The sequence below is a fragment of the Xanthomonas sp. DAR 80977 genome, assembly GCF_041240605.1.
Taxonomy (GTDB): domain Bacteria; phylum Pseudomonadota; class Gammaproteobacteria; order Xanthomonadales; family Xanthomonadaceae; genus Xanthomonas_A; species Xanthomonas_A bundabergensis.
The window spans coordinates 66,230-92,187 of record NZ_CP162487.1 but is presented as its reverse complement, the minus strand read 5'-3'; the positions used below and the strand labels follow the sequence as shown (position 1 = coordinate 92,187).

Annotated in this window: 29 protein-coding genes; 3 read left to right on the top strand and 26 right to left on the bottom strand. The window is 68.2% G+C overall.

All coding sequences use genetic code 11. The features are described from left to right. Positions 1-9: 9 nt before the first annotated feature. The 5 genes from AB3X10_RS00445 to AB3X10_RS00425 are packed head-to-tail and all read right to left on the bottom strand — an operon-like array spanning position 10 to position 5,312. Positions 10-1,593 carry a family 43 glycosylhydrolase gene (locus AB3X10_RS00445; RefSeq protein WP_369978106.1) on the bottom strand — a complete coding sequence of 528 codons (1,584 nt, stop codon included), beginning with the start codon at positions 1,591-1,593 and terminating at the stop codon, positions 10-12. A gap of 49 nt (positions 1,594-1,642) precedes the next feature. Further along, complete coding sequence (locus AB3X10_RS00440) at positions 1,643-2,926, bottom strand: TRAP transporter large permease (protein ID WP_369978105.1); 1,284 nt, start codon at positions 2,924-2,926, stop codon at positions 1,643-1,645. Between the two features lie 3 nt (positions 2,927-2,929). Then, positions 2,930-3,448 carry a TRAP transporter small permease gene (locus tag AB3X10_RS00435; protein WP_369978104.1) on the bottom strand — a complete coding sequence of 173 codons (519 nt, stop codon included), beginning with the start codon at positions 3,446-3,448 and terminating at the stop codon, positions 2,930-2,932. A gap of 10 nt (positions 3,449-3,458) precedes the next feature. After that, the gene (locus tag AB3X10_RS00430) at positions 3,459-4,451 is read right to left on the bottom strand and encodes a TRAP transporter substrate-binding protein (RefSeq protein WP_369978103.1); all 993 of its coding nucleotides are present in this window, start codon (positions 4,449-4,451) and stop codon (positions 3,459-3,461) included. Positions 4,452-4,487: 36 nt separating this feature from the next. After that, positions 4,488-5,312 (bottom strand): 2-keto-4-pentenoate hydratase, encoded by an 825-nt coding sequence (locus tag AB3X10_RS00425; RefSeq protein WP_369978101.1) that lies wholly within the window; start codon positions 5,310-5,312, stop codon positions 4,488-4,490. 240 nt (positions 5,313-5,552) lie between these two features. Between AB3X10_RS00425 and AB3X10_RS00420 the strand changes: the two genes are divergently transcribed. Then, complete coding sequence (locus AB3X10_RS00420) at positions 5,553-6,731, top strand: alpha/beta hydrolase (RefSeq protein WP_369978099.1); 1,179 nt, start codon at positions 5,553-5,555, stop codon at positions 6,729-6,731. A gap of 183 nt (positions 6,732-6,914) precedes the next feature. Then, on the top strand, positions 6,915-8,579 hold the full coding sequence (locus AB3X10_RS00415) for a carboxylesterase/lipase family protein (RefSeq protein ID WP_369978097.1): 1,665 nt from the start codon (positions 6,915-6,917) through the stop codon (positions 8,577-8,579). A gap of 31 nt (positions 8,580-8,610) precedes the next feature. On the opposite strand, the gene AB3X10_RS00410 is transcribed toward AB3X10_RS00415, so the two are convergent. From AB3X10_RS00410 to AB3X10_RS00325, 18 genes are all read right to left on the bottom strand, one after another. After that, a complete protein-coding gene (locus AB3X10_RS00410) occupies positions 8,611-9,138 on the bottom strand; it encodes a hypothetical protein (protein ID WP_369978095.1) in 528 nt (175 codons plus the stop codon). Positions 9,139-9,198: 60 nt separating this feature from the next. Further along, positions 9,199-10,380 carry a GGDEF domain-containing protein gene (locus AB3X10_RS00405; protein ID WP_369978093.1) on the bottom strand — a complete coding sequence of 394 codons (1,182 nt, stop codon included), beginning with the start codon at positions 10,378-10,380 and terminating at the stop codon, positions 9,199-9,201. A 269-nt stretch (positions 10,381-10,649) separates the two neighbouring features. Further along, positions 10,650-12,197: a PepSY-associated TM helix domain-containing protein gene (locus tag AB3X10_RS00400; protein ID WP_369978091.1), complete on the bottom strand. Its 1,548-nt coding sequence runs from the start codon at positions 12,195-12,197 to the stop codon at positions 10,650-10,652. Beyond that, a complete protein-coding gene (locus AB3X10_RS00395) occupies positions 12,194-12,466 on the bottom strand; it encodes a hypothetical protein (RefSeq protein ID WP_369978090.1) in 273 nt (90 codons plus the stop codon). The genes AB3X10_RS00400 and AB3X10_RS00395 overlap by 4 nt, the downstream gene beginning before the upstream one ends. Continuing rightward, the gene (locus AB3X10_RS00390) at positions 12,456-12,746 is read right to left on the bottom strand and encodes a hypothetical protein (protein WP_369981983.1); all 291 of its coding nucleotides are present in this window, start codon (positions 12,744-12,746) and stop codon (positions 12,456-12,458) included. The genes AB3X10_RS00395 and AB3X10_RS00390 overlap by 11 nt, the downstream gene beginning before the upstream one ends. Before the next feature lie 12 nt (positions 12,747-12,758). Continuing rightward, entirely contained in the window at positions 12,759-15,041 is a 2,283-nt protein-coding gene (locus tag AB3X10_RS00385) for a TonB-dependent receptor (protein ID WP_369978088.1), read from the bottom strand. Between the two features lie 254 nt (positions 15,042-15,295). After that, positions 15,296-17,689 (bottom strand): TonB-dependent receptor, encoded by a 2,394-nt coding sequence (locus tag AB3X10_RS00380; protein ID WP_369978086.1) that lies wholly within the window; start codon positions 17,687-17,689, stop codon positions 15,296-15,298. A gap of 194 nt (positions 17,690-17,883) precedes the next feature. Beyond that, on the bottom strand, positions 17,884-18,270 hold the full coding sequence (locus tag AB3X10_RS00375; protein WP_369978084.1) for a hypothetical protein: 387 nt from the start codon (positions 18,268-18,270) through the stop codon (positions 17,884-17,886). 78 nt (positions 18,271-18,348) lie between these two features. Continuing rightward, positions 18,349-18,654 (bottom strand): cyclic-phosphate processing receiver domain-containing protein, encoded by a 306-nt coding sequence (locus tag AB3X10_RS00370; RefSeq protein WP_369978082.1) that lies wholly within the window; start codon positions 18,652-18,654, stop codon positions 18,349-18,351. Between the two features lie 70 nt (positions 18,655-18,724). Beyond that, on the bottom strand, positions 18,725-18,991 hold the full coding sequence (locus tag AB3X10_RS00365) for a hypothetical protein (RefSeq protein ID WP_369978080.1): 267 nt from the start codon (positions 18,989-18,991) through the stop codon (positions 18,725-18,727). Positions 18,992-19,008: 17 nt separating this feature from the next. Next, positions 19,009-19,413, bottom strand: coding sequence for a Na+:solute symporter (locus AB3X10_RS00360; protein ID WP_369978078.1), 405 nt, complete (start codon positions 19,411-19,413; stop codon positions 19,009-19,011). Positions 19,414-19,567: 154 nt separating this feature from the next. Next, positions 19,568-19,885 (bottom strand): type II toxin-antitoxin system RelE/ParE family toxin, encoded by a 318-nt coding sequence (locus AB3X10_RS00355; protein ID WP_369978076.1) that lies wholly within the window; start codon positions 19,883-19,885, stop codon positions 19,568-19,570. Next, entirely contained in the window at positions 19,873-20,130 is a 258-nt protein-coding gene (locus AB3X10_RS00350) for a type II toxin-antitoxin system Phd/YefM family antitoxin (RefSeq protein ID WP_263111662.1), read from the bottom strand. Before AB3X10_RS00350 ends, AB3X10_RS00355 begins: the two co-directional genes overlap by 13 nt. A 196-nt stretch (positions 20,131-20,326) precedes the next feature. Beyond that, positions 20,327-20,875: a hypothetical protein gene (locus tag AB3X10_RS00345; RefSeq protein ID WP_369978074.1), complete on the bottom strand. Its 549-nt coding sequence runs from the start codon at positions 20,873-20,875 to the stop codon at positions 20,327-20,329. Between the two features lie 66 nt (positions 20,876-20,941). Continuing rightward, a complete protein-coding gene (locus AB3X10_RS00340; RefSeq protein ID WP_369978073.1) occupies positions 20,942-21,337 on the bottom strand; it encodes a hypothetical protein in 396 nt (131 codons plus the stop codon). A gap of 144 nt (positions 21,338-21,481) precedes the next feature. Next, entirely contained in the window at positions 21,482-21,787 is a 306-nt protein-coding gene (locus AB3X10_RS00335; RefSeq protein ID WP_369978071.1) for a hypothetical protein, read from the bottom strand. Positions 21,788-21,880: 93 nt separating this feature from the next. Then, on the bottom strand, positions 21,881-22,414 hold the full coding sequence (locus AB3X10_RS00330; RefSeq protein ID WP_369978069.1) for a hypothetical protein: 534 nt from the start codon (positions 22,412-22,414) through the stop codon (positions 21,881-21,883). A gap of 119 nt (positions 22,415-22,533) precedes the next feature. Continuing rightward, positions 22,534-22,929, bottom strand: a complete 396-nt coding sequence (locus AB3X10_RS00325) for a VOC family protein (RefSeq protein WP_369978067.1) — start codon at positions 22,927-22,929, stop codon at positions 22,534-22,536. A gap of 198 nt (positions 22,930-23,127) precedes the next feature. On the opposite strand from AB3X10_RS00325, the gene AB3X10_RS00320 reads away from it, so the two are divergent. Next, a complete protein-coding gene (locus tag AB3X10_RS00320) occupies positions 23,128-23,811 on the top strand; it encodes a hypothetical protein (protein ID WP_369978065.1) in 684 nt (227 codons plus the stop codon). A gap of 46 nt (positions 23,812-23,857) precedes the next feature. Here AB3X10_RS00320 and AB3X10_RS00315 read toward each other — a convergent pair whose 3' ends face one another. From AB3X10_RS00315 to AB3X10_RS00305, 3 genes are all read right to left on the bottom strand, one after another. Next, positions 23,858-24,244 (bottom strand): hypothetical protein, encoded by a 387-nt coding sequence (locus tag AB3X10_RS00315; protein ID WP_369978063.1) that lies wholly within the window; start codon positions 24,242-24,244, stop codon positions 23,858-23,860. A gap of 160 nt (positions 24,245-24,404) precedes the next feature. After that, complete coding sequence (locus tag AB3X10_RS00310) at positions 24,405-24,680, bottom strand: hypothetical protein (protein ID WP_369978061.1); 276 nt, start codon at positions 24,678-24,680, stop codon at positions 24,405-24,407. Positions 24,681-25,331: 651 nt separating this feature from the next. Beyond that, complete coding sequence (locus AB3X10_RS00305; protein ID WP_369978059.1) at positions 25,332-25,667, bottom strand: DUF4431 domain-containing protein; 336 nt, start codon at positions 25,665-25,667, stop codon at positions 25,332-25,334. Positions 25,668-25,958 lie beyond the last annotated feature (291 nt).

Genomic DNA, 25,958 nt, shown 5'->3' with positions numbered 1-25,958 from the left:
TAGTCATGTTCACTCCAGCGCGCGGTAGCGGAATTGGCGGAAATGCACCTTTCCATTTCCGGCGGCGTACAGCGCCGGCTTCAGCGCCAGGAACTTGCCGGCGACGTTGTGGTGGTAGCCGGACACTTCCATCTGCACCGGGTACTTGGTCCAGGTGCTGCCGTCGCGGCTGCTGTGGATGGTGACGATGTGGCGGTCGTTGCGCACCCGCAGCCACAGCCGGCCGCCGGTGGCGCTGGGCGCCAGCTGCGCCGGGCGCTCCTCGCCATAGCGGTGCATGACCAAGGCGTCGCCGTTGCTGCCCACCCCGGCGTACAGGCGCTCGCTGTAGAACAGCAACGCGCCGCCCTGCGCGCCGGGTTCGATCTCCATCTCCACCTCGAACTCGTAGGCCCGGTCGGTGGCGATCACGGTCAGCGGCGAACTGTCGCGCGGCGCGCGGCCCTTGCCCTGCACGCTGAGCGTGCCGTCGCCGAAGGACAGGCGCCGATCTTCGTCGCGGCCCGGGTTGAAGAACGCCCACTGCGGGCCGAGCCGGCCGCCGCGGAAATCGTCCGACAGCGCCAGGCCGTGCGGCAGCGCCTGCCCGCTGGGTTTCTTCAACGGCGTGCCGAGGTCGCCGCCCTTGGCCACGAACCAGCCGTCGGCGGTCCATTCGATCGGATCCAGCAGCGCCTGCCGGCCCAGCGTCCAGTAGCCGTTCTCGTAGCCGTGGTAGAGCATCCACCAGCGCCCGTCGGTGCCTTCCACCAGGGTGGCATGGCCGCGCGACCACCAGGGTTCGGCCGCGCTTCGGGTGCGGGTGATCGGATTGTTCGGCGCGTTGCGCCACGGCCCGTGGATCGAGCGCGAGCGCGCGGTGATCACCATGTGCCCGGTGGGCGGGCCGGCGGTGCCGCCCACTGCCGTGGTCATGTAGTACCAGCCGTTGTGGCGGGTGATCTTCGGCCCTTCCTGCGCATAGGCCTCCACGTCCCAGCTTTCCGGGTATGTCCAGCCGTCGTAGACGTGTTTGGGCGTGCCGATCACCTGCAGCCCGTCGTCGGACAGCTGCACGTAGTCGCCGCCGCTCAGGAACAGGTAGCGCTTGCCGTCCTCGCCCACCGCGTGGCCGGGGTCGATGTACTTGCCCAGGCCGATGTCGATCGGCGCGCTCCATGGGCCTTTGATGTTATCCGCCCAGACCACGAAGTTGCTGCGCTGGCCCTGCTCGCCGCGCCGCGCCGGGAAATAGATGTAGTAGCGCGTGCCGTGCTTGACCAGGTCCGGCGCCCAGATCGCGCCGACGTTCTCGCGGATGGCGTGGCCCAGCGGCTGCCAGTTGACCAAGTCGCGCGAGTGCCAGATCGGCAGGCCGGGGTAGGCATCGAACGAGGACAGGGTGAGGTAGTAGTCGTCGCCGTCCTTGAGCACCGAGGGATCGGGGTGGTCGCCGGCCAGTACCGGATTGAGGAAGCGGCCGTCGCCCTGGTCGGCGATGCGCTGGTGCTCGATGCCGCGCTTCCAGTCGGCCGCCGCGGCCAGCGTGCTGGCGGCGAGCAGGCCGGCCAGCAGCAGCCAGCGCAGACGGGAGGAGACGGTATGCGAGGTCATGCGGTGCACTCCTTGTTCGTGCCGCAGCGGCGGCATGCGGCGCGGCGCATCAGGCGCGCAGTGCGCGCGGCAGCCACAGCGACAGCTCCGGGAAGAACGCCACGATCAGCAGCACGCACAGCGCCGCCAGCCAGAACGGCCAGATCGTGCGCATGCTCTGGGCGATGGTGATCTGGCCGATCGAGGTGCCGATGAACAGCACCGAGCCGATCGGCGGGGTGATCAGGCCGATACCGCCGGCCAGCACCATCACCAGGCCGAAATGGATCGGGTCGATGCCGTAGGCCTTCACCACCGGCAGGAAGATCGGCGTGCAGATCAGGATCTTCGGCGCCAGGTCCATGAACATGCCCAGCAGCAGCAGCATCACCACGATCATCAGCAGCACGGTGTTCTTGCTGTCGGCGATCGACTGCAGGAACTTCACCGCCGCCGCCGGCACCTGCAGGTAGGCCAGCAGCCAGCCGAACACCGCCGCGGTGGCGATCACGAACAGGATCACGCCGGTGGTGCGCGATGCGTGCGTGACCGCGGCGAAGAACTCGGCCCAGCGCAGCTGCCGGTACAGCACCGCGGTGACGATCAGCGCGTACACCACCGCGATCGCGGCGCTCTCCACCGCGGTGAAGATGCCGGCGCGGATGCCGACGAAGATCAACGCGACCAGGCCCAGCCCGGGCAGCGCGCCGATCAGGCGCAGCGCCACCGCGCGCCAGCCCGGGAACGGCTCGGTGCCGTAGCCGCGATGGCGCGCCACCGCATAGCCGGTGATCATCATCGCCACGGTCATCAGCAGCGCCGGGAAGATGCCGGCCGCGAACAGGTCGGCGATCGACAGGCCGCCGCCGGCCGCGGCCGAGAACAGGATCAGGTTGTGCGAGGGCGGCACCAGCAGCGCCACCAGCGCCGCGGTCATGCTCACGTTGACCGCGTAGTCGCGGTCGTAGCCGCGCTTGATCATCTGCGGGATCATCGTGCCGCCGACCGCCGACACGTCGGCGATGGCCGAGCCGGACACGCCGCCGAAGAACAGCGAGGACAGCACGCTGACCTGGCCCAGGCCGCCGCGCATGCGCCCCACCAGCGAGGACGCCAGCGCGATCAGGCGTTCGGAGATGCCGCCGCGCAGCATCAGTTCGCCGGCGAAGATGAACAACGGAATGGCGATCAGCGACGCCGAGCCGCTACCGGCGGAGATCTGCTGCACCAGCACGATCGCCGGCAGGTCCAGGTAGAAGATGGTCGCCAGCGCCGCGGCGCCCAGCGCATAGGCCACCGGCACGCCGATCAGCAGCAGCAGCACGAACAGCCCGAGCAGGATTGCAATGGCCATGGATCAGTTCACTCCTTCAGCGGTGGCCGGGCGCAGCACCTGCCACGCCTGGTACAGCGCGAACACGCTCATCAGCGCGCCGCCGATCGACAACGGCAGGTAGTTGATGCTCTGCGGCAGCGCGGCGCCGGCCATCTTGATGTCCAGCCCGTCCAGCAGCAGCACGCCGCCCCACCAGGCGATGACCAGGCCGATGGCGACGATCATCAGCGGGCGGATCAGGTCGATCGCGCGGCGCACGTGGGCGTGCATCTTCTCGGCCAGCAGGAAGAAGCCGAAGTGGCGCCGGGTATGCACGCCGGCGGCGGCGGCCATGCTCATCGCGGTGCTCAGCAGCAGCAGCGTCACCGGCTCGGTCCAGCTCGGCGAATCGTTGAGCACGTAGCGGGTGAACACCTGCCAGCCCTGCACCACCACCAGCCCGAGCAGGGCGGCGGCGGCGACGCCGATGGCGAGGTTGGAAATCCGGTCCAGCAGCCGCTGCAGCGGCGCCACCGGGACGGCAATGGCGGGGTCGGTCATCGGCATGGCCTCAGGCGAAATCGCGGATGCGGCGGTACAGGGCTTCGATCTCCGGCTGCCGCCGGTATTCGGCCAGCAGCGGTGCGGCGGCCTTGCGGAAGGCGGGCATGTCGACCTCGTTGACCTCCACGCCGTAATCGATCACTTCCTGGCGCGCCTGCGTCTCGGACGCGTCCCACAGTCGGCGCATCACCGCCACCGATTGCCGCGCGGTCTCCACCACCAGCGCGCGGTCGCCGGGCGACAGCGCCTGGAAGCTGTTGCGCGACATCACCAGCACGTCCGGCGCGTAGGAATGCTCGCTCTGCGACCAGTAGCGCGCCGCCTCGAAATGGCGGCTGGACTGGAAGCTGCGCATGTTGTTCTCGGCGCCGTCGATCATGTGCGTCTCCATCGCCGAGAAGGTCTCGCCCAGCGACATCGGCGTCGGATTGGCGCCGAGCATGCGCATCAGCTTGAGGAAGATGTCCGACGAGGCCACGCGCAATTTCAGGCCGTGCAGGTCTTCGGGCCGCTGCAGCGGATGCTTGGTGTTGTAGAAGCAGCGCGCGCCGGAATCGTAGATGGCCAGGCCGACCAGGTCGCGCTGCTCGAAACTGGCCAGGATGCTGTCGCCGACATGGCCGTCGATCGCGCGGCGCAGGTGCGGCACCGAATCGAACACGTACGGCAGGCACAGCGCCTGGGTCAGCGGGAAGGTGTTGTTGAGCGCGCCGGAATAGACCCGGGTGATGTCGATGGCGCCGAAGCGGGCCATGTCGATCGCCTCGGCTTCGCGGCCGAGCTGGCCGGAGTGGTACTGGCGCAGCTTCAGCCGCCCGCCGGTCTGCCGCTCCAGGGTCTGCCCGAACCAGCGCACCGCCTCCACGGTGGGATAGTCGGCCACGTGCACGTCGGTGGCGGTGAGCAGCCGGCCGCCGCCGCCGGCCTGCGCCAGCGTGCCCAGCGGCGCCGCCGCGGCCGCGGCCAGGCCTGCTCCCAGGAAACCTCTACGAGTGATCATGCTGCGCCCTCCCGCGCGTCGTCGGCGTGCCGCGGCTCAGGCCGCGACCGCCCTGCAATGAAGTTCGCCATAGCCGTCGAAACGGATCGTCGCGTGCTGGCCGATGGCGATGTCGTGGATGCCGGTGGCATTGCCGGTGGCGATCAGGTCGCCGCGCCTGAGCGGCCGGCCGCGCCGCGCCGAGCGCGCCAGCGCGAACGCGAACGCGGTGCGCAGCCCCCCCGGCAACAGGGTGGCACCGCCGCTGCCGACGCGTTGGCCCTCGATCAAGGTTTCCGCCAGCAGCGCGGATTCGTCCAGCGTGGTCCAGTCGGCGACCTGCGGCCCCAGGATCAGGCCGTTGTTGTTGCCGAAGTCGGAGATCACCACGCGCGGACCCAGCTGGTTGATCGTGGCCAGCGGACTGCTGGCCACTTCCACGCCGATGAACAGCGTGGACGGCACCTGCGCGGCCTGCTCGGCGGTCCAGTGCAGCTGGTCGGCCGGCACGTCCGCGTCCAGCCGCATCACGTACTCGGCCTCGACCGCGCCGAAGCCGCCGGCGAACACCGGGATGTCCGTTGTTCCACCGGTGGCATTCCAGAGGTTGCGGGCGAAGATCGGGCCGAGCAGGCGCTCGTCGCCGGAATGGTCGCGGCGCTCGGCGGCGATGTAGCCGACCTTCCAGCCGATCACCCGGTCCGGCCACTGCGCGATCGCCAGGTCCTGCACGCGGTAGGCGGTTTCCAGGTCGTCGGGGATGGTGCCGGGGAAATCGGGCAGCGAACGGCCCTGCTGGCGGGCCTGCACGAAGCGGGCCGCGATGTCGGCCAGCGCGGGCGGTGGCGTGTCCGAAGGACCGGAATGAGTGCTCAAGGGCATCTCCGCAAGAAGGTGGGGGATCGGAAAATTGCTGCGCCGCTCATCGACAGCGCGTTGCGCAGTTGTATATGGTAAACCGGTGTCATTGGCAATGTGCGGTGCGGCAAAAAGCCGGGATTGGGCATTAGGGAGTGGGGATTCGCTGCAGCGCTGCGACCTGATCCCTTCTGCAGGACCCGTCGCTTGCGCGGCGCCGCGCGAGCGGATTAGCTGCACATCCTTGACCTGGGAGGGCGACGGATGCGGAACACGACGACAACGGGACGCGCCGGCGTGGCGCATGCGGATGCGGCCGACGACTGCATCGACGACGACGGCCGGCAGCGCCGGGCCTCGCGCCCGATCCTGGGGCATGCGGCCGGCGCACTGGCGCTGGCCTGGCGCCGTCGCCGGCTCGGTGCGCTGGGCGCTTTGCTGGCGCTGGCGCTCGGCGGCCCCGCGCTCGCCGCCGAGCACCCGAGCGGCGAAACCGCCGCCGAGCAGGCGGCGCGCATCCCGCTGTGGCCGGGGCCGGCGCCGGGTTCCGCGCCCGGCCCCGAGCAGGCGCGCATCGTCGAGCGCAGCGACGATCCGGCGTTGCCCGACCGCGCCCTCAGCGGCCGCTACCAGCCCTATCTGGTGGTGTACCGGCCGAAGACGCCGAACGGCAGCGCGCTGCTGGTCGCGCCCGGCGGTGGCTACGCGCGCATCGTGCTGGACAAGGAAGGCACCGCCTTGCTGCCGATCTTCGCCGAACAGGCCGGCATCACCCTGTTCGTGCTGCGCTATCGGCTGCCCGATGCGGAAGCGGCGGGCGCTGACGCGGCGGCGCAGCGCGATCTGCCGCTCGCCGATGCGCAGCGCGCGCTGCGCCTGATCCGCGCGCGCGCCGCCGACTACGGCGTGGACCCGCACCGGGTCGGCACGATCGGCTTCTCCGCCGGCGGCCATGTCGCCGCCAGCCTCGGCACCCGCTACGACGAACGCGTCTACCCGCCACGCGATGCGATCGACCGGCTCAGCGCACGGCCGGACTTCCTGCTGCTGCTGTACCCGGTCATCGACATGGGCAGCGGCACCGCGGCGCATACCGGTTCGCGCCTGCGGCTGCTCGGCCGCCACCCCGATGCCGCCACGATGGCCGCCTACTCGCTGCAGAACCGCGTGATCCCGGCGATGCCGCCGACCTTCCTGGTGCACGCGCAGGACGACCGGGTGGTGCCGGAGGAGAACAGCCTGCTGTTCTACCAGGCGCTGCGCCAGGCCGGGGTGCCGGCGGAACTGCACCTGTTCGCGCACGGCGGCCATGGCTTCGGCACCCGCGGCATCGCCGGCCTGCCGCTGGCGGCGTGGCCGACGCTGGCGCTGGCGTGGATGCGCAGCGTGCAGGGCGGTGCGGACGCGCTGGCGCCGATTCCGCCCAACGCGCCGAAGCAGTAGCAGGCACCGCCGCGATGCCGTGCAGCACACCGCCATGACCTGGCGCCCGAACACCGCCCACATCCGGGCGCCCCGCGCGGCGCTCGCTACGGGCTTGCCGCGCTGCACCCAGCCGACCCTTTCCGCTACCGGCCCGGGCCTTCGCCCGTGGCCGGCGGCGCTTGCCCACGGATCCCGTTACGCATGACCACGCCCGCCACCCTCCCGCCTGCCGGCCCTGCCGCCGCTGCATCCGCGGCACCCGACGACCACGGCCGGCGCCGCTTCCTGCACGGCAGCGCGCTCGGTGCGCTGGCGTTGAGCGGCGCCTTGCCTGGCGGCAGCGCCGGCACCGCGCCCGCGCCCGCCGATCCGGACGCGCCGCTGGCGCGCACCCGCAGCGGGCGCATCCGCGGCTATCGCGACCAGGGCGTGCAGGTGTTCAAGGGCATTCCCTACGGCGCCGACACCGCGCCGCGCCGCTTCCAGCCGGCGCTGCCGGAGCAACCCTGGCGCGGCGTGCGCGATTGCAGCGGCTACGCCGCCTCCGCGCCGCAACTCAAGCTCGACCCGGTCAGCGAGGACTGCCTGTTCCTCAATGTGTGGACGCCCGCCCTGCGCGACGGCGCGAAGCGGCCGATCCTGTTCTACATCCACGGCGGCGCCTACAACAACGGCTCCGGCAGCGACCCGCTGTACGACGGCGTGCGCCTGTGCCGGCGCGGCGACGCGGTGGTGGTCAGCGTCAACCACCGCCTCAACGCCTTCGGCTACCTGTACCTGGCGCAGCTCGGCGGCGCCACGTTCGCCGCGTCCGGCAACGTCGGCCAGCTCGACCTGGTGCAGGCGCTGCACTGGGTGCGCGCGCATGCGGCCGAGTTCGGCGGCGATGCCGGCAACGTCACCGTGTTCGGCCAGTCCGGCGGCGGCGCCAAGATCGCCACGCTGATGGCGATGCCGGCCGCGCAAGGCCTGTTCCACCGCGCCTGGACCATGAGCGGCCAGCAGGTCACCGCCGCCGGCCCGCGCGCGGCCACCCAGCGCGCGCAATTGCTGCTGCAGGCCTTGCAGCTCGATGCCACGCAACTGGCAGCGCTGCGCACCCTGCCGCTGCAGCGCCTGCTCGAGGCCACGCGCACCCGCGATCCGTCGCGGGTGGAGAACACCGGGCTGTACCTAGGGCCGGTGCTGGACGCGCAGGTGCTGCACCGGCATCCGTTCTGGCCGGACGCGCCGGCGCAGTCGGCGCAGATCCCGATGGTGATCGGCAACACCCACGACGAGACCCGCGCCTTCCTCGGCAACGACCCGGCCAACTTCGCGCTGAGCTGGGACACGCTGCCGGCCAGACTGGAGCAGGAGCAATTCGTGGACCTGCTGCCGCAGGTGGTGATCGCCGAGTACCGGCGGCTGTATCCGCACTACACGCCGAGCGAGGTGTTCTTCGCCGCGACCACCGCCGGGCGCTCGTGGCGCGGCGCGATCGAGGAAGCCGAGGCGCGCGCGCGGCAGGGCGCGCCGACCTGGGCCTATCAACTCGATTGGGGCTCGCCGCTGGACGGCGGCAAGTTCGGCGCGTTCCACACCCTCGACATCCCGCTGGTGTTCGACAACATTCGCCAGCCCGGTTCGCGCACCGGCGACGGCGCCGACGCGCAGCGCATGGCCGATGCGATGAGCCAGGCGCTGCTCGCCTTCGCCCGCCACGGCGATCCCAACCATGCCGGACTGCCGCGCTGGGAACCGTATTCGCTGGCCCGGCGCGAGACCATGCTGTTCGACGCCGACAGCCGCCTGGCGCACGACCCGCGCGGCGGCGAACGCCGCCTCTACCAGCAGGTGCCGTTCGTGCAGCGAGGGACGTTCTGAGGCGGCGCAACCAGCCGCAGCGCGCGGCACGTCAGTTACCGGAGTAGACCCAGTAGAGCCTGGACGTCCGGGTATCGTAGGCCATGAAGCCCTCTCCCTTGGAGGACACGGTTCTGGGACCAAGATAGCCCGCTTCGCTGTACAGGACGGTGACCACGAAACGCGGCGATTTCAGCGCAGGAAGTTCCGGACATCCCCACTCTCGCTTGTTGTACTCGACAAGACGATCGAAGCTTTCACTCTGCGAGTCGCCGAATGGAGCATGGTGCCAATGTCGTTGCCATGCATCCTTGCTGGCCCAATAGGCATCGGGAATCTTCGCTACATCCACGACATAGGTGTAGCTGATGCCGTCGAGAAATCCTTCATCCCGGCAGGATTGCGGTATCCCGCGCAAGGAGGTGACCTGGGCGAGCCCGCTGCGTTGCAGTTGATCGCGCATCGCGCCGACGGCCTTGTAGTTGTGCAGCATCATGGCCACCGTCTGCAGCTGCACGATCGCCCCCGCAGGGATCACCAGCCACAGCCCGAGAACCCGCAACGGCTTGACCAGACCCATCGATCACCTCGGTGAAGGGCTATGCACGCGCCCTAGCATCACATGCCGTGCCGGCCCGGGCTACCAGCCCGTATCCTCGGCCAGCACCACCTGGTTGCCGCCGCCGATGCGCGCGCGCTGCAGCAGCGCTTCGGCGCGTTGCATCAGCGTGGCAGCGGTGTCGTCAGGCGCGGCAAGCAGCGCGCCGACGCTGACACCGAGCTGTTCGTTGGCCATGTCGGCATGCGCGATCGCCAACAGTTCGACCATGTCGCGCAGCGCCGGCGCCACCTGGCGCAGGTGCGCGCCGCTGGCGTCGTACAGCACCAGCGCGAAGCGGCCGTCGTCGATGCGCATGGTCACGTCCATCGGCCGCAGCAGGCATTGCAGCACCTCGGCCACGTCCACCACCGCGCGGTCGGCCTCGCGCGGGCCGTAGCGCTGCACGAAGGCGGCGTACCCATCCAGTTCGACCAGGATCAACGCCAGCCCGCGCTGCAGGCGCCGCGTCTCGGCCAGCGCCACCGCCAGGTGTTCGTCGAAGCGGCGGCGGTCGCCCAGGCCGGTGAGCGCATCGCGCAAGGCCTCGTCGTCGCGGACCCGGCGCTGCAGGAAGCCTTCGCGGCGCGAATGCTCGCGCAGGTAGCCGCCGGCCGCGCCGATCGGCACCGCCGTCCACAGCAGCCATTGCAGCCGCAGGTAGTCCGCCTGCGCGCTGCCGTCCAGCAGCAGGTGCGCGGCCGCGGCGCTGATCGCGCACAGCGTCAGCGCCACCGCCACGCTCTGCCACAGCGCCATGCCCAGCGGGAAGAAGCCGGCGAAAATCACCAGGGTCATCACCGCGGCGGCATAGCGCAGTTCCTGCGGCGGATAGCCGATGCTCGACAGCACCAGCCCGGTGCCGCCGACCAGCAACAGCAGCGCCGCCCGGCCCGGCCCGTGCGCCTGCGCGCGATGGATCGCCACCGCCACCCACAGCAGCGCCAGCAAGGTGGCCGCGCGCACCGCCACCGCGTAGCCGACCAGCCCGGTGCTGCCGGTCCAGCCGAAATGCAACGCGTCCCAGGCCAGCAGCAACAACGCGATCAGCACGCCCAGCGAGGCGGCCACGCGCTGCGCGAAACCCATCGTCGATGCGGTATAGCGGCGATACGCCAGCTCCAGCGGCGGATCGAAGCGCAATGCGGCGAAGCCGCTACGCAACTGCCTGGCGTAGGCCTCGCCGGACGGAGCGTCGGGCGGTCCTTCGTAGCGTTGGTGCATGCAATCCCCTGTACGCGGCAGCGCGGAACAGAACGTGGTGGCGGTCACAAAAATTACCGTGCGACGCCCAGCGCCAACGCTGCAGACTTCGACTTCCACGTACATGAGAAATCACTGGCGCGCGATTGTCCACTTTTCGCGGCCAGGCATGCGTGCGATGCGCAGCGCGCGCCAGCCGCTGCATGGCGCGCGCACACGCGGCGGCTGGCACACGGCCGAGCGTGCCGCCGGTCGTCGCGGCGGCCCGAGCGGCCGCCGCGCTGCAGCGCTCAGGGCTTCGCCGGCAACGCCCAGACGCTGTTGGGATCGCCGTTGCGGCCACGGCGATGGGTCGCGCGCGCCATCTGCCAGTACGCCCAGGCCAAGGCCAGCGCGCAGCCATCCACCGCCAGCAGCAGCGGGCTGCTCCATGGCGCCTCCCAGCCGCCGGCGCCGCGCAGCGCGGCCAGCGGCACCAGCGCGGTCAGGACCGCGCAGGCCAGCAGCAGTTCGTAGGCGCCGCGCGCGGTAGGACGCAGCAGCGCCCAGGCCAGGCCTAGCCCGAACACGGCGTAGTACACGTGGCGCTCCTGCCCCGGCGGCAACAGGCGCGCGGCGACGAACAGCGCCGACACGCCGGCCACGCAGCCCAGGCACACGCCGACCGTGAGCCGCGCCAGCGCATGCGTGCGCCATGGCTGCGCCGCCTGGCGCCGCTTGCGCCGCGCCTCCACCCATAGCAGGTTGCCGCTGTAGAACAGGAACGCGCCGCCCAGGCCGAGCAGGAAGTACAGCCACTGCAGCGGCGCGCCGCCGAAGTTGGCGAAATGCAGCGCCTGCAGCCCGCGCAGCGAGGCCACGCCCGGCGACATGCTCTGCGGCGCCAGCACCCGCAGTACCTTGCCGGTGGCCGCTTCCATGGCCACGCCGGCGAGCGTGTTGAGCCGGCGCTGCGACTGGTGGCCGTAGATCTCCACCCGCGCGTTGGCGTCGCCGGCGTCGTGGAAGGACAGGCTCTCCGGCACGAAGCCGGGGCTGGCGGCGCGCGCGCGCGCCAGCAGTTCCGCCACCGGCAACGGCGGCGCCTTCACCTGCGCCGGCTGTACGTGCGGGGTCAGTTCGAAATCCGGCTCCAGCACCTGCATCAGCTTGCCGTCGAACACCAGGTACTGGAACGGCGCCAGCAGCAGCACACCCAGGGTCAACACCGCCCCGGACCAGGCGAAGATCACGTGGAACGGCAGCGACAGCATGCCGATCGCGTTGTGCGCGTCCTGCCACAGGCGCTTGACGTTGCGTCCCAGGCGCAGCGCGAACAGGTCCTTCAGGAACACCGGCGCGTACAGCACCACGCCGCTGACCAGGGCCAGGCCGTAGAGGATGCAGACCACGCCGAACAGGTAGGTGCCGAAGGTGCGCGGCAGCCCGGCGGTGAAATGCAGGTCGTACAGGAAATCGGCGAAGCCGCTGCGCTGCGGCAGCTGCACCAGTCGCCCATCGGCATCGCGCTGGAACTGCACCGCGCCGCCGAACGGCTGCGCCGCCGGCCCGAACGCATACAGCCGCGGCTGCGCACCGTGCTCGCCCGGCAGCATCAGCGAGAACGATTCGGCCAGGGCCGGATGCCGCGCCAGCACCGCATCGGCCAGCGCCTGCGCCGCCTGTTCCGGGGCCTGCGTGGCCGGGGCGGCGGCGGCGGCCGGACGCGGCCAGTCGTTGAGCTCGTGGGTGAACACGGTGATCGCGCCGGCATAGAAGGCGATGAACAAGGCCATGCCGGCGAGCAGGCCCATCCAGCTGTGGGCCGAGAGGAACTGGCGCAGGGTCGCCGCCTTCATGGCGTCACCTGCACCAGGCCGGCGGCCTTCAACGCGTACAGCGCACCGTGGCACAGCAGCGTGGCCGCGCCCAGCCACAGCCAGGCGCGCGCGCCGCTGCGGAACACGAACGCCAGCGACATCGCGCCGATCCACAGCGGGAACACCAGCAGCAGCCACGGCAGCGTATGCACCTGCAGCGCGCCCGGCCACAGCAGCACGCACAGCCCGACCACGCCCACCGCCAACGGCAGGCCGAGCACGATCGCCGCCAGCCACCTAGCCCACATCGGCACGACCTCCGCGCAGCTGCCGCCAGGCATCCAGGTACGGCAACGCGACCGCGGCGAGCATCAGCGCGGCCAGCGCCGCGAACGTGCCGGCCCATACCCCGAGCGCGGCGATCGCCGCGGCCAGCGCCAGCACGCTCGACACCGCACCGGCCACGCGCAACGCGCGCGCATGCCGGCGCCAGCCCGGACGCAGTCGCTGGTGCGCGGTGGCCAGGTAGAACGCCAGCGCCGCCAGCGGCGCGGCGAGCAGGTACGCGGCGGTGGTCAGTGCGTGCATGGCCATCGCGGCTTACCAGCGCGCCTCGAAGCCGATGCCGACCACGCGCGGCGCGCCGAGGATGGCGATCGGCTGGTCCGCCCAGCGGTACTGGATGTACTGCCTGTCGAGCAGGTTGTTGGCGAACACCCACGCGCTCCAGTCCAGGTTCTCGTAGCCGAACTTGGCGTTGAGCAGCGTGCGCGAGGCCAGCCGCGGCGCATCGCTGCCGATGTCGGTGTAGACCTTGTCGCGGAAGTTGGCGTTGAGGTTGGCGACCCAGCCAGCACCGAAGCGCCAGTTGCCGCCGACGGCCGCGGTCCAGCGCGGCGCGTAGGCGAACTCGCGGCCGGAATAGTCGGTGATCTCGGCATCGGCCACGGTCTTGAACTCGTCGAAGCGGGTGCGCGAATAGCCCAGCGACGCATACCAGTCGAAGCCCTCGCCGAGCCGGTGGCTGGCCTCCAGCTCGAAGCCGTACAGGTGCGCACGGCCGGCGTTGACGGTGTTGTAGTCGTAGTCGTTGAGGCCGAAGAAGGCGAACACCTGCTTGTCCTTCCAGTCGATGTAGTAGGCGTTGGCGTTGACGCTCAGGCGCCCGTCCAGCCACTGCGAACGCAGCGAGGCCTCGTAGTTCCAGGTGTATTCCGGGTCGTAGGCGAAGGCCTGGCTGCGCGCGGTGTTGAAGCTGGAGCCGCCGGAGCGGTAGCCGCGCTGCACCACCAGGCTCGCGGCCAGGTCCGGGCTCCATTCGTAGCGCGCGCCGAGCTTGGGCAGGAACGCGCTGAAGTCGCGCTGGTTGTCCGGCACCTCGCCGCTGGCCGCATCGACGATGCCGGCCACGCCCGCGTTGATCGCGTTGATCGCCTGGTACAAGGCGGTACCGGGGCTGGCGAAGCTGGCGGCGTTCGGATAGGTGCCAACGAAGGTCGCGGTGGTGCTGGAGGCCATCTCGTAGCGCTGGCGGTCGTAGCGCACGCCGCCGATCAGCGAGAAGCCGCCGCCCACATGCCATTGCCCGTCGGCGAACAGCGCGCGGTTCTCCGAGGTGGTCGGCGCATCGCTGACGTACAGCACCGGGATCACCGGCAACGCCCGGCCGTACGCGGCCGAGATCGCCGCGGCGTTGGCGGCCGGGAAGCCGGCGCCGGTCAGCAGGCGGGTGATGGTGGCGAGCGGGGTATTCACGTCGAGGCGGTTGACCACGTCGTTCTGGGTGTCGTGCTTGGCCCAGTACAGCCCGAACAGGCCGTCCACGGCCTGGCCGTCGTAGTTCAGGCGCACTTCCTGCGAGGCGGTACGGGTGGTGGCCAGGCGCCTGGCGTAGGCGACCTGGGCGGCGCTGCGGTCGCCGTCCCAGATGCTGTCCATGTCCACCTCGTTCCACGCCGTCACCGCCGACAGCGACCAGGCCGCATCGATCGCGTAATCGACGTTGAGGGTGGCGATGTCGCTGTCGGTCTGGCTGCGGTTCGGGGTGTTGTCGTGGTTGGTGCGGCGCTTGAAGTAGTCCGCCTCGTCGGTGGGCACGTACACGTACAGGTACGGCCCGTTGCGATGCGCCTTGGTGTAGCCGAGCTGGACCTTCAGCCCCTCGATCGCCGACGGCGTCCACAGCAGCTTGCCGCGGTAGGTCAGCGCGTGCTGCGCATCGTCGGAGGCCTGGCGCGTGTCGTTCCAGCTGTAGCCGTCGAAGCTGCGCTGCTCGACCGAGGCGCGGAACGCCAGTTCGTCGGCGACCAGCGGACCGCCGAACGCCGCGGCCAGGGTGCGGTCGGACGGATCGGAGGCCAGCACCCGCACCTTGCCCTCCCAGTCCATGGTCGGCTCGGCGGTGCGCAGGATCACCGCGCCGGCCAGCGCGTTCTCGCCCTGCAGCGTGGACTGCGGCCCGCGCAGGATCTCCACCTGCTGCAGGTCCCACAGGCTCAGCGGCGCCGAGCTGATCGCGTTCTGCGGCAGCGCCGCGCCGTCGAGGTAGACCGTGGCCAGCGGCGCATCGCCGCCGCCGTCGATCTCGCGGATGCCGCGGATGGTGAAGCCGGTGTCGCCGTAGGTCTGCGCCACGTTGGCGGTGCGGTTGAGCACCTCGTAGAGGTTCTGCAGGTTCTCCTGCTCGATCCGCGCCTGGGTGGTCACCGCCACGCTGCTGGTGGTGTCCTGCAGGGTGCGCGCGCGCTTCTCGCCGGTGACGACGATGCGGTCCAGGGTGGTGGGATCGGTCGCGTCCGCCTCGTCGGCCAGCGCAGGCGCTGGAGCATGCAAGGCCAGGACGGCGGCAATGGAAACAGACAACGGCAACAAGTGGACGCGCACGCGCATCGCTCCGTGGAAAGAAGATCGGACGGAGGCATGGCGACGGCTGTGCCTGGCTGCCGGACCCGGCAGCGCTGGGCGCGGACTTTAACAGAGCGTGAAGACGGCGGCTACAGGAAGAGTTGGGGGTGGCTGTCAGCGGCAGACCCTGGCCACAACCAGCTGTGGTGGGACTGGAATTCCGCGCGGCTGACCGCTACTTGGCGCCAACAGGCTCCTGCCGAAGCCTGCGCGGAAACCTCAACGCGAGGCGATCAATGCCAGTGCACGTCGACCGACAGACCGACGATGCGCGGCTCGTTGTACACCGCCGCCATGTAGTTCTCGATCACGCCCTTGAGGTTCTTCTCGTTGGTGATGTTGCGCGCGAACGCCGCCACTTCCCAGGCGCCGTAGTCGCCGCTGTAGCCCAGCTTCAGCCCGCCCTCGAAGTTGCCCTTGGAGGTGAACTCCACCGAGTCGTACAGCACGAAGTTGGTCTTGCCCTGCTTGTTCCAGTCGGTGGCGACGAAGAACGCGCCGCCGTCGGCGACCGGGATGTCGTAGCGCGCGGCCAGGTTCACGTTGTAGGTCGGCGCGTTCGGCAGCGGATTGCCGTCGATCTGGGCGAAGGTGTTGGCGCCGACCTTGATCGTCGGGTCTTCCACCGTGCACACCACCACGCCGTTCAGCGCGCACACCTGCGCGTACACGCGCTTGTCCTGGATCTCGCTGTGCAGCAGGCTCAGGCCGGCGCTCAGCGACAGGTTCGGGATCGGGCGCCAGTCCAGGTCGGCTTCCAGGCCGTAGGCCTTGGCCTTGTCGGCGTTGAACAGCACGCCGTTGCCGTTGGAGTCGTTGCCGTTGAGCTGGATGTCGTCGACCGTGTAGGTGAAGCCGGTGACGTTCAGGCGCAGCCGGTTGTCGAACAGGCTGCTCTTGATGCCCGCTTCCCAGGACAGGATGGTCTCCGAGTCGGCGGTGGTGAAGTCGGAGTTGAACACCGCCGAGCGGCCCTGGATGGTCGGGCCGCGGAAGCCGCGGGCCACCTTCGCATACACGCTGACGTTGTCGTCGATCGCGTACATCGCGCTGAAATCCCAGCTCGGCTGGGTGTCGGCCATGCGCACGTCGCGGCGGCCGCGGTAGGTGACCACGCCGGCGGCGGTGTCGGCGGTCTTGAGCAGCCTGGTTTCCTTGCTGTCGCGGGTCTGGCGCACGCCCGCGGTCAGGGTCAGCGCGTCGGTGGCCTTGTAGGTCAGCTGGCCGAAACCGGCCCACGAGGTGTTGCTGTTGCGCAGGCGCACCCAGTTGTTCGGATTGCGCGCGGCGGTCTGCAGGAAGTAGGCGCGCTGGTAGAAGTCGGTGGTGTCCTTGCCGTCGAAGTAGAACGCGCCGGCCTGCCACTGCAGCGCCGCGTCGCCTTCGCTGGCCAGGCGCAGCTCCTGCGTGTACTGGTCCAGGTCGCGCACCTGGCCCATCGACTGGCCGTAGCCGTTGGCCACGCCGTTGACCGGGTAGTTCGCCGCCGCGCCGCCGTCGGTGTCGCCGCGGCTGTACCCGGAGGTGGTCTCGTAGGCGCTGATCGAGGTCAGCGACACGCCGCCGAAGTCGTACACCGCCTTGAGCGAGCCGCCGTGGGTCTTGTACGCCTGCGGGTTGTCGTGCGCCTCGTCGTAGGCCACCTGGTCGCGCGGCACGTCCACCTTGTTGGAACCCTTGGTGACGGCATTGCGCAGGAACAGCGTGGAGGTGCCGTCGTAGTCGCGGGTATGCGCCGAGGCCAGCAGCGAGAAGTTCTCGCTCGGCTTGAGCAGCAGCTGCAGGCGCGCGTTGCGGTCGTCGTAGCCGCCCATCGCGTCCTTCTTCGGCGTCACCGTGCCGTCGGCGCTGGGGCCGCTGTAGGTGTTGTCCACCCAGTCGTCGCGGTGCTGGTACAGCGCCGACAGGCGGAACGACAGCACGTCGTTGATCGGCCCGCCGAAACCGCCGTCGAGCGAGGTGGTGCCGTAGCTGCCATAGCTGGCGCTGAGCCGGCCGCTGTAGTCCTCGCTGGGCTTGATGCTGTCGAACTTGACGATGCCGGCGGTGGTGTTGCGGCCGAACAGCGAGCCCTGCGGGCCGCGCAGCACTTCCACCTGGTCCAGGTCGTAGACCGGGTTGGACTTCAGCACCACGTGCTCCAGCACCACGTCGTCCTGGATGATCGACACCGGCTGCGAAGCGCCGAGGTAGAAGTCGATGTTGCCCAGGCCACGGATGTAGAAGCGCGGGAAGATGCGCCCGGTGGTGGTCTCGGCGTAGAAGCTGGGCACGCGGCCGGACAGCGCCAGCAGCGTGTCGTCGCCGCCGGCGGTGTAGTTGCGCATCGCATCGCCCTGCACCACGCCCACCGACACCGGCACTTCCTGCAGGTTCTGCTCGCGGTGCTCGGCGGTGACGGTGATGGTGTCCAGCGAGGTCGCCGCATCGCCCGTGGCGTTGCGCGCGGCCTGCGGCGCGGTGCCGGCCAGCGACGGCGCCGTGTCCTGCGCGACCGCCGCGGTAGCGATCGACGCCAGCAGCAGGCCGGCGCAGGCCTGGGCCAGGCGGTTGCGGGCCAGCGCGCCGGACAGGCGCGGCGAACGCGCGGCCGGGCGGCACGCGGAGAGACGGGGATGCAGCAACATGGCGATTCCTTTTGGGCGCTGGATGACGATTCCGTTCGGCTTGCGCAGCAGCCCGCGACGGTGCGCCATGGGATGGCGTAGCGCGGCACGATATGTCATCCATGTTGCAAGTCCGTGGCACGCCCGGCATGCGCGTGATGGCATGCGCTCGAGGTCCACGGTCCGCCTTGTCGGCGGGTCCCGTTCTTACCGCGTCAGTCGCTATCGACTCCGACCACCGTCAGCAGCAACGGCGGCGCGCCCTCGCCCTGCGCCACTTCCGACAACATGCCGGTGACGCGCACGATCTGCCCGGCGCCCTCCTCCTCCAGGTGCGCGGCCTGGTCCTTGCTCAGCGCCAGCCGCAGGCGGCGCACGTCGTCGTGGCGCGGTGCCTGCCCGGCGGGCGAGGCCGCCACGCAGACAGGTGTCGGCAACAGCAGCACCTCGCCGGCCGGATCGGCCGCCGCCGCGTGCCGTTCCAATTTGCCGGACAGCGTGACCTTGATCGGGCCATAGGGCAGGCAATGCATCTGCGCCTGCGCCAACGGCGCCGCGCCGAGCGACAGGCAGGCGAACAGGAACACGGTGCGCAGCGACATGGGATGTATCCGTGGACGGGAGGCGGGCAAGGATACGGGAGCCGCATGACCGCTGCGCGTTGGCAGCGGGCGACGGCTTCAGGCGCCGGTGCGACGCTCGACATGCCGCTGGATGGCCGCGATGCCCGCCTCCATCCGCTGGCGCGCGGCCGGGTTCGCGGAATGCACGCGGATGGCCGGCGGCAGGAAGCCACGCGTGACGACGGCCTCCTCGATCCAGGCAACGACGGCGTACCCCGTCCCCCGCTGGTCGTCGCCGAGATCGTGGTCGAGGCTGATTTTGGCCACGCCACCGCGCTGCAGAAGTGCGATCGCCTTGTCGGGCCAGTCCACCCATGTCCAACCGGGCGGGGTTGATCTTTCGTCGTCCAGATAGATGCGCATGGAGCGGCCTTTGCCGTTAGTGCCTGAATCTCGAGCCGGTCCGCAGACCACGATGGACTTGAGCGACGTCCTAGACCTCTCGGCCGTTGAGCGCGCGTGCAGCCGCCTCCGCATCGTCCCTGACCTCGAACAGGAACGTAAGGGTGCAGGAACCGAACTCCCGCTCCAGCTCCTGCATCCGAACCGGATGGTTGCCGAAGCGGAAGCGGCCCGAGTCGGCGGCGCCGTACGGCAACTGATAGACACCGTAGGAGCGTGGTTGGGTGAGAGGGCCATCCGCTTTGACACTGGATGGATCGATGGCGCGCTTGACGATCTGTAGCAACGTGTCTGACATGCGAGACCTCGCGATGGCTAGCTCGCCTTAGCGCCTGGACCCGCCACGGAAATTCCGAGCATGCGCGTGATGGGACCGGTCACGAGGACGCCGAGGATCGCGCTCGGTGTTCCCCAGAACAGGACCGCGACATAGACCATGGATGCCCCACCGCCGGTGTAGGGGCGTACGCAATCGGTGTAGTACGCCAGCCCCAGCCATGGCGCGAACAGCAGGCAGCCACCGACGGCCCGCAACGGATTGGCCGTCGCCAGCGCGATGACTGGCGCCAGCAGGGGAACGAGCAGGAACATTCCCAGTGCAGCCAGGAATTCCCTGAAGCCGTGTTGGTAGCAGGCAACGCTATTGAAGGCTTGCAGAGCCACGACGCCGAGGATGGCGACGAGACCATAAGTCACTGCGAGACCGCGATTGATCAGCATGGACGTTGCGCCTGGAGCAGGCCGACCCGCGCAACGGAATCGGCTTGGTTGAAGGGTTGGACAGCATCCGCTTACAACAATCCAACTGGTACGGCATCTTGGCCACGACCATGTCATGACTCGGCCCAACCGGGATACGCCGATTCACCGGCGATCACTTCCCCTGTTTGGCCGCGGGTGCGAGCCGCGCCTTGCGCAGTATCCGCTCCGACCGCATGACATGCAGCATAAACACCTTATGCCCATCGAAGCGGTAGAAGACGCGACAAGGTGGCTCGACGATCTGACGATAACGCGAGCGTCCCAGTTCCGGTGGGCGGCTACCGCTCTCCGGATGGTCCACCAATTGCCCGACATGCGCCAACACACGCTTGACGAACTCGGACGCGGCGATCGGGTCCTCCAGTGCGATGTAGTCGGCGATCGCGTCCAGGTCGCCAAGTGCCGGCTCCGACCAGACTATTTCAGCCATCTGGCCAGGCGTTTCTTCGCTTGGGCATGGCTCGCCACGCGCCCTTCGGCGATCGCCTGTTCGCCCCGGGCAATGCCTTCGAGCACGGCCATGCGCTGCTGCATGAGCTGGTAGCTCTCCACGTCCACCAGATAGGCACTGGGCAGACCGTGCTGGGTGATCAGGATGGGCTGCTTGTCCCGCTCGATGTCCGCGAGGAGCTCGGTGGCCTGGCGTTTGAGAGTCGTGACGAGTTCGGTGCGCATGAAGTGACACTACAGTATCACTTTGCGCCGTACAAGCAGGCGGCGCAAGGCCTGCCGCCGAGGCGATATCGGAAACGGCGCCGGGATAACGGACCATCGAGCACGGTCGTTCGCGGCGCTCGATACGCCTTCCCACAATAGAGGCGGTCTTGGGGGAGACGGATGTTCGATCGTGAATCCTGTTGCCTTGCGCCCGTCAGCCACCCGGCGGCGTGTCTTCGAAGCGGAGCCTGGCGCCATCGATCAGCGGCTTGTAGGGTTCGGCGAGCGAAAGCTTCAGGTCCGCCCAGAATGTCATTTCCCTGGCCTGCGGCGGCATCTTGGCGAAGGGCGCCTTTACGCCGAACAGGAACGTCGAGGGATCGCCGGCGAGGACGAAGCGCTGGAGTTCCTTGAGTTGGCGCACGCCCTCCGGGTTCAGCGCCAGCACATAGGTCGAGACCGGCACATCCGAACGGAACAGGCCACCCGAACGCGTCTCGCGTGAGGTGCCGAGCAGCGACAACCCCATCGAGGCGGACTTGTTGCCGGACGCCCCCTCGAGGCGCAACGTCAGGCGTGCAGCGGGAACGTCGACCTCGTAGCCTTCCGGGACGGACAGCCGCACCCGTACCTGGGCCGGATCGGTCTGCGCGAGCATGCGCGGCGACAGCGACGCCAGACTCAGTGCGGTGGACAACGGGATGGACGCACACCCCGCGAGCGCCATGGTCGTTGCCAGAAGCATCCCTGCAAGCGCGCGCATGGTGTCTCCTTTCGATCGAGGATGGAGAGGGTGTTGTAACGCTGACCTGCTGGCCGGGAAAGCCGCCTAGCGCCACGTGGAATAGGTAATCACACGGGCATGCTCGAATCGTCCGCGCGCGTCCGTGTCCATGTCGATGACATAGCCCGATTGCCTCAGCGCCGATTGCTCCGTACCGATGACGCACCGAAGATGTTGCGACGCCGTTTCTTTGCAGGCGTCGAAGAAGTAGTCGTCCGAACCGCGAACCGCCGATCCTGCGAGATGGCGGTTCAGGCCATGCTCCACCTGCTCCGCCTCATAGGCCCGATAGGGCCGATCGAACGGGAGTCCCGATGCCGCATACACAAGCTCCCACGGGGTCTCGCATGCACAAGGCGTGGGGGAATAGCCGACGAGCAGAAATCCGACGGCACACGCCGTGACGGTTGCTGCTCCGAGAACAGGGATGCGTCGCTGCATGTCGCTGGCGCCTAGGTGGACGGATGACGCGATGGTTGCCGATGCACGCTTCCGCGAAGCGGTGCCAGGAAGGCCGCCCCAACGCAGACGAGCAGCGTCGGAAGTGCATTCATCGCCACGCGTACGATGTCCATCTCTACCCCGTCACCATTTCCCAAAATACGACGAAATGTCGAAATAGATCTCTCGCTCTTCGCCGGATGGCAGCGAGATCGTGATGAGATCCATGGCCGGCGGCCCGGACAGAAGCGACTGCGCTGTGACCTGCGCACCGGGGTAGTACCGGTTGAGCCAGTCCCTTTGCGCCTTCATGCCCTGTTCTTCGCTGTGCGCAGTGGAAAGGTCCACCGCAAGTGCAGGGGAGGAACCATCCCCATGCGTGACGATCGCCCGCGGAGGCGAGGCGGATTGGCACGCCGCAAGCCCTGTCGAAACGATGACAGCCAACACTGCACGCCACATGCGATTCCCCATGGGTGACCCCGATATCCCTAGACCGCTCAAAACCAGCCGTACCCCACGGCCGGACAAGGCTGCCTTGCGTCAATCGGTGACCGCAGGCGGCTGGAGCTTTTTACCACACGTGGAACAGAACGCGTCGCGGCCCGACACCTCATGCCCATTCACGCATCTCTGTCGCAACAGCAGGCCAGGTGCACGGTAGGCCGAATAGAGAATTGCGAAGGCCGCACCATAGAACACCAGCCAATGTCCGGAAAATGCACGGATGGCGGAAACCTCATCGAAGTTCTTGAGACCATGCCGCGATTCGCCGGTCGCCATGACCCAGAAGAAGTTCGCCACCGCATAGGCGAACAGTACGTAGCCCGTATAGCGCATCCATGGCGGGCAGCCGGACAACACTGTCTTCCAGTACTCGCGTTGCGGCCTTCCTCGATTGGCGCGAGCGGCGACCAGCACGGCAGGAAACCATACGACGAAGATGCCGATGTGCAGCGACCACACCAGTTCACCGCCCGGAACCCGGAGTCCGAGCAGGGAGGCGACGTGTACGCCGAGGCTCAGCAGCAGCCCGACCGCTGCCAATGCCATGAAAGGTAGGAGGAGTCGCGCCATCGTTACACCCGATTGATACCTGACAGCTGAGTCGGTGGAATCGCTTTATAGCCTGGAACGAATGCGTTGCCAGATGGTGCAACGGTCGCTGCGCGAAGCGGCGTGGGCTTGACCAAGTGTCAGGCCGCGCGGGCACGCACCTGCACGACGTTGCCTTCCGGGTCATGCCCATCCAGGTGGAGCTGCTCGCGCCAGCGCCACGCGGACGCGATCGGCTTGAAGGCGCCGCCCGACGCCTCCGCGGCGGACCGGGCATGCTCCAGGCTCTCCACCAGGAACGAGCCCTTGAGCGGCGTCTCGGTTCTGACGTGGAGCGACAGGGATTCGGGAGCGTGCGCCCTGTCGCCGGCCATGCGGACCACCGCGATCTCGTAATGGGGGTTCCCCAGCACCACGAACGCATCGCCCTGCTCCACAAGCGCGAGCGAGAGCGTGTTCCTGTAGAAGTCGGCGACCCGCTCGATGTTCCTGGCGTAGATCACGGTGAGGGCGTGGATGGGCTGGGAGGTGCTCATGGACCTGGCTCCGGTTCGAATGCGTGATCCGGCGGCCCAAGGCCGCACCGCGTGCAAGATCGCTCACATCCTCGACGACAGCGACCAGCCCGGAGAGTGTACCGACGCGGTGGCGGCGGCACCGAATCGCTTCGGCTTCCTCCATGATAATGCACCGCCCTTGGCCCACACTACCGAACCACCCTTGGAGTGATCGAGATGCACAGAGCCTGGCTGCTTGGCCTGCTGGCGGTATCGGCGTTGGCGCATGCCGCGCCGGACGACGAGGACGCGACCACCTGCCGCAATGGCCTGTTCGCCAACAGCCCGGCCGGGTTCGCGCTCGCCAAGGTCGCCGTGCCGCGGTTGTATCTGCTCGACGACAGCGACGGCTGCCCGGCCAAGGGCGAGGCGGTGTGTCGGCAGCGCGCGTACGTGGTCAAGGGCGACGTGGTGGTGCTGGCGCAGCGGCGCGGCGGATTCGCCTGCGCGTTCTATCCGAACAAGGTCGGCGGCAGCGCCGGCTGGGTTTCGCAGGAAAGCGTGCAGTCGCTACCGAGCGCGGCCGACCCGACACCGCAGGCCTGGAACGGCCGCTGGCACGATGGCGACAATGAGCTGCAATTGACCGCCAACGGCGACGGCAGCGTCACCGTCAATGGCGATGCCTACTGGCCCAGCGCCAATCCGGATCCGGAGCAGAGGCCCGGCGGCCCGAACATAGGCGCCGTCACCGCGCGCGGCTATCCGGAAGGCAACCGGGTCGAGGTCAGCGATGACGAGTGCAAGGTCCGCCTGCACCTGCTCGGCGACCTGCTGGTGGTCGCGGACAACCTGCAGTGCGGTGGCGCGAACGTGAGTTTCGGCGGGGTATACCGGCGGGAGGCGAGGGAGCAGCAGTGAGGTTGCCGCCAGGTGGTAGCCACGGACGTGCCGCCTGCACTCGCTGTCAGGCCGCTGCCGTTACGTGCACCGCGCGACGAAGTTTCGCGCGGTAGCTCCAGGCGAAGCACAGTGCCACGGGATACCCCAGCACCCGCAGGGGGTTGAGGAAGTGAATCCAGTAGGGCCGGCCATACCAGCGGGCGATGCGGTTTCGCAGGTATTGATCGCTGTAGCCCCAGTCTGGCATCAGCATCCACAGCATCAATGGAAAGACAAGAAAGGCGTCCACCGCGAAGGATGCGCAGATGTCCCTGTAGAACAGCCGGTCGACCTCGTCCAGGTCACCCATGCCAATACCCCCCTTTTGTACCAGCGCCTGGCATTCCGTCTCGTCGATCCCGATCTCGGTCCAAGCGTAGGAGATGATTTCCCAAACGGTGCGAACGTCCATGAGTGATTCCCCCCGAGGAACCTGGCCCGCTGTCGGCCATGCAAGCGCGGCGTGGTTCGATCCTCGCCTAGGCTCTGGCGACCGTCAATCCTCGCAAGGCACCGGGCTAAGGAACTCTGCGCATGCGCTCGGAGGAATGGCAGCTTGCGTGACAGCCACGTCACCTGCGCGCACGTAGGAAAATCAGGAAGGCCATCAGCGATAGGCCGAGCGCTACCCAGACCAAGCCTAAGATCAGGTTGTACAGCGGCTGCCCAAGGAATGTGAGCATCGCCTGCTCGAGGCCACAGCTGCGGCGGCAGGGACCGATTCCCGTCGGATGCAAGAACAGCATGATCGCGCCGTAGCCGACCACCGCAGACCCAAGAAGACAGCCTAATGCTAGTACGAAGAGCGAAGGCCGCTTACTGGTGAGGTTCGACGGATTTTTTCCCATGGTGCTTGGTGCCTGAGTAAGCCATGCCGTGACGCGCTCTTGGCCTGAATATTAAAACTGGGGTCTGCGAATACTGGGGTCAGAGTGCACTTTCTAGTCTGCAGGACATAAAAAAGTGCACTCTGACCCCATTTTTCTGTTCCACTTACTGATCTGGATAGGCGCGTTTGCCGCCACTGCCCACATTGCGTTAGGTGAGGCCCCGTGCGACTAGCGAGCCAACAATTCCACCTGCGAAAGCGAGCATACCCCCGCCCCAAAGGCCCAATAGGCCCTTATACCTGTACGCAAGTATGGCGCGCTTAGCCTCGACCATTGCGGCGCTGTCTTCCGGGCGTATGAAGCGTTCCGGGAAGAACCAAAGGTCAAGCTTCTGTGCGTTGATCAAATCCGCCTCATTCCACTTCCGTTCGGCGAAAGCAACAGCGGACATACGCGATTCGAGTTTTAGCCCTTTCACCCATGTTAGCGCGACAATTACTAGGCCGGGAGCCGCGCCAAGCAAGGAGTAGATTGTTGCATTTGCCATTTTCGCTTTCTCTCACACGCCTTGGGTGAAACGGGGTCATGGTTAATTCTCAGGACTACAAAGCATAGAGAAAGATCACTTTTACTCTGTCTTCTCTTGGGCTTCAGCACCTGACAGCTGAGTTAAGCCGCGCTACGAAGCGGCGTCGACTTGGACGAATTGTGAGCGCTTATCTTATCGCGCGCCGGCGTGAACATGAGCGGTGTATGGTGATGCCCGGTTTCGGCCGGCCACAGTTCGCCCGGTAGCGTGATGCGCTTGCCGAGCTGAGGCCGGAATAGATCGTATTGTCCGGATTCCAGGAAGAGTTGCAGCCGGCTGGTCGAGATGACGCTTTGATCGGAATCGAGCACGCATACCGGCGCCGACAATCTCAGGACGAAATAGGTTTCCGGCGCGTCGCCGCTCTGCACGCTTTCGTAGTTGGGCGGGCCTGCGAACGTGACGCGCTCGAGCACGCCTGTGAGCCGGACCACCAACGGCTGACCGGGCAGGCACTGGGCGTCCGCGGCGCTCGATACCGCAGGGAGCAACATTAGCAAAAGGACGAGGTGTCGGAGCAAGGGAGCTAACCGCTATTGGACCGTTTGGACACGGTATAGGACGATCCTCGCCAAGTCCTTGATTGCCGTCAATCGGTCGAAGGACCCCATGGTTGCTTGCCTTTGCCAGCCTGGCATGCGGCAACTGGGTCAGACACTGTGTACGCGGGGAATGCGTCCGCTCAGGGCGCGAGGATCTCGTGCGAT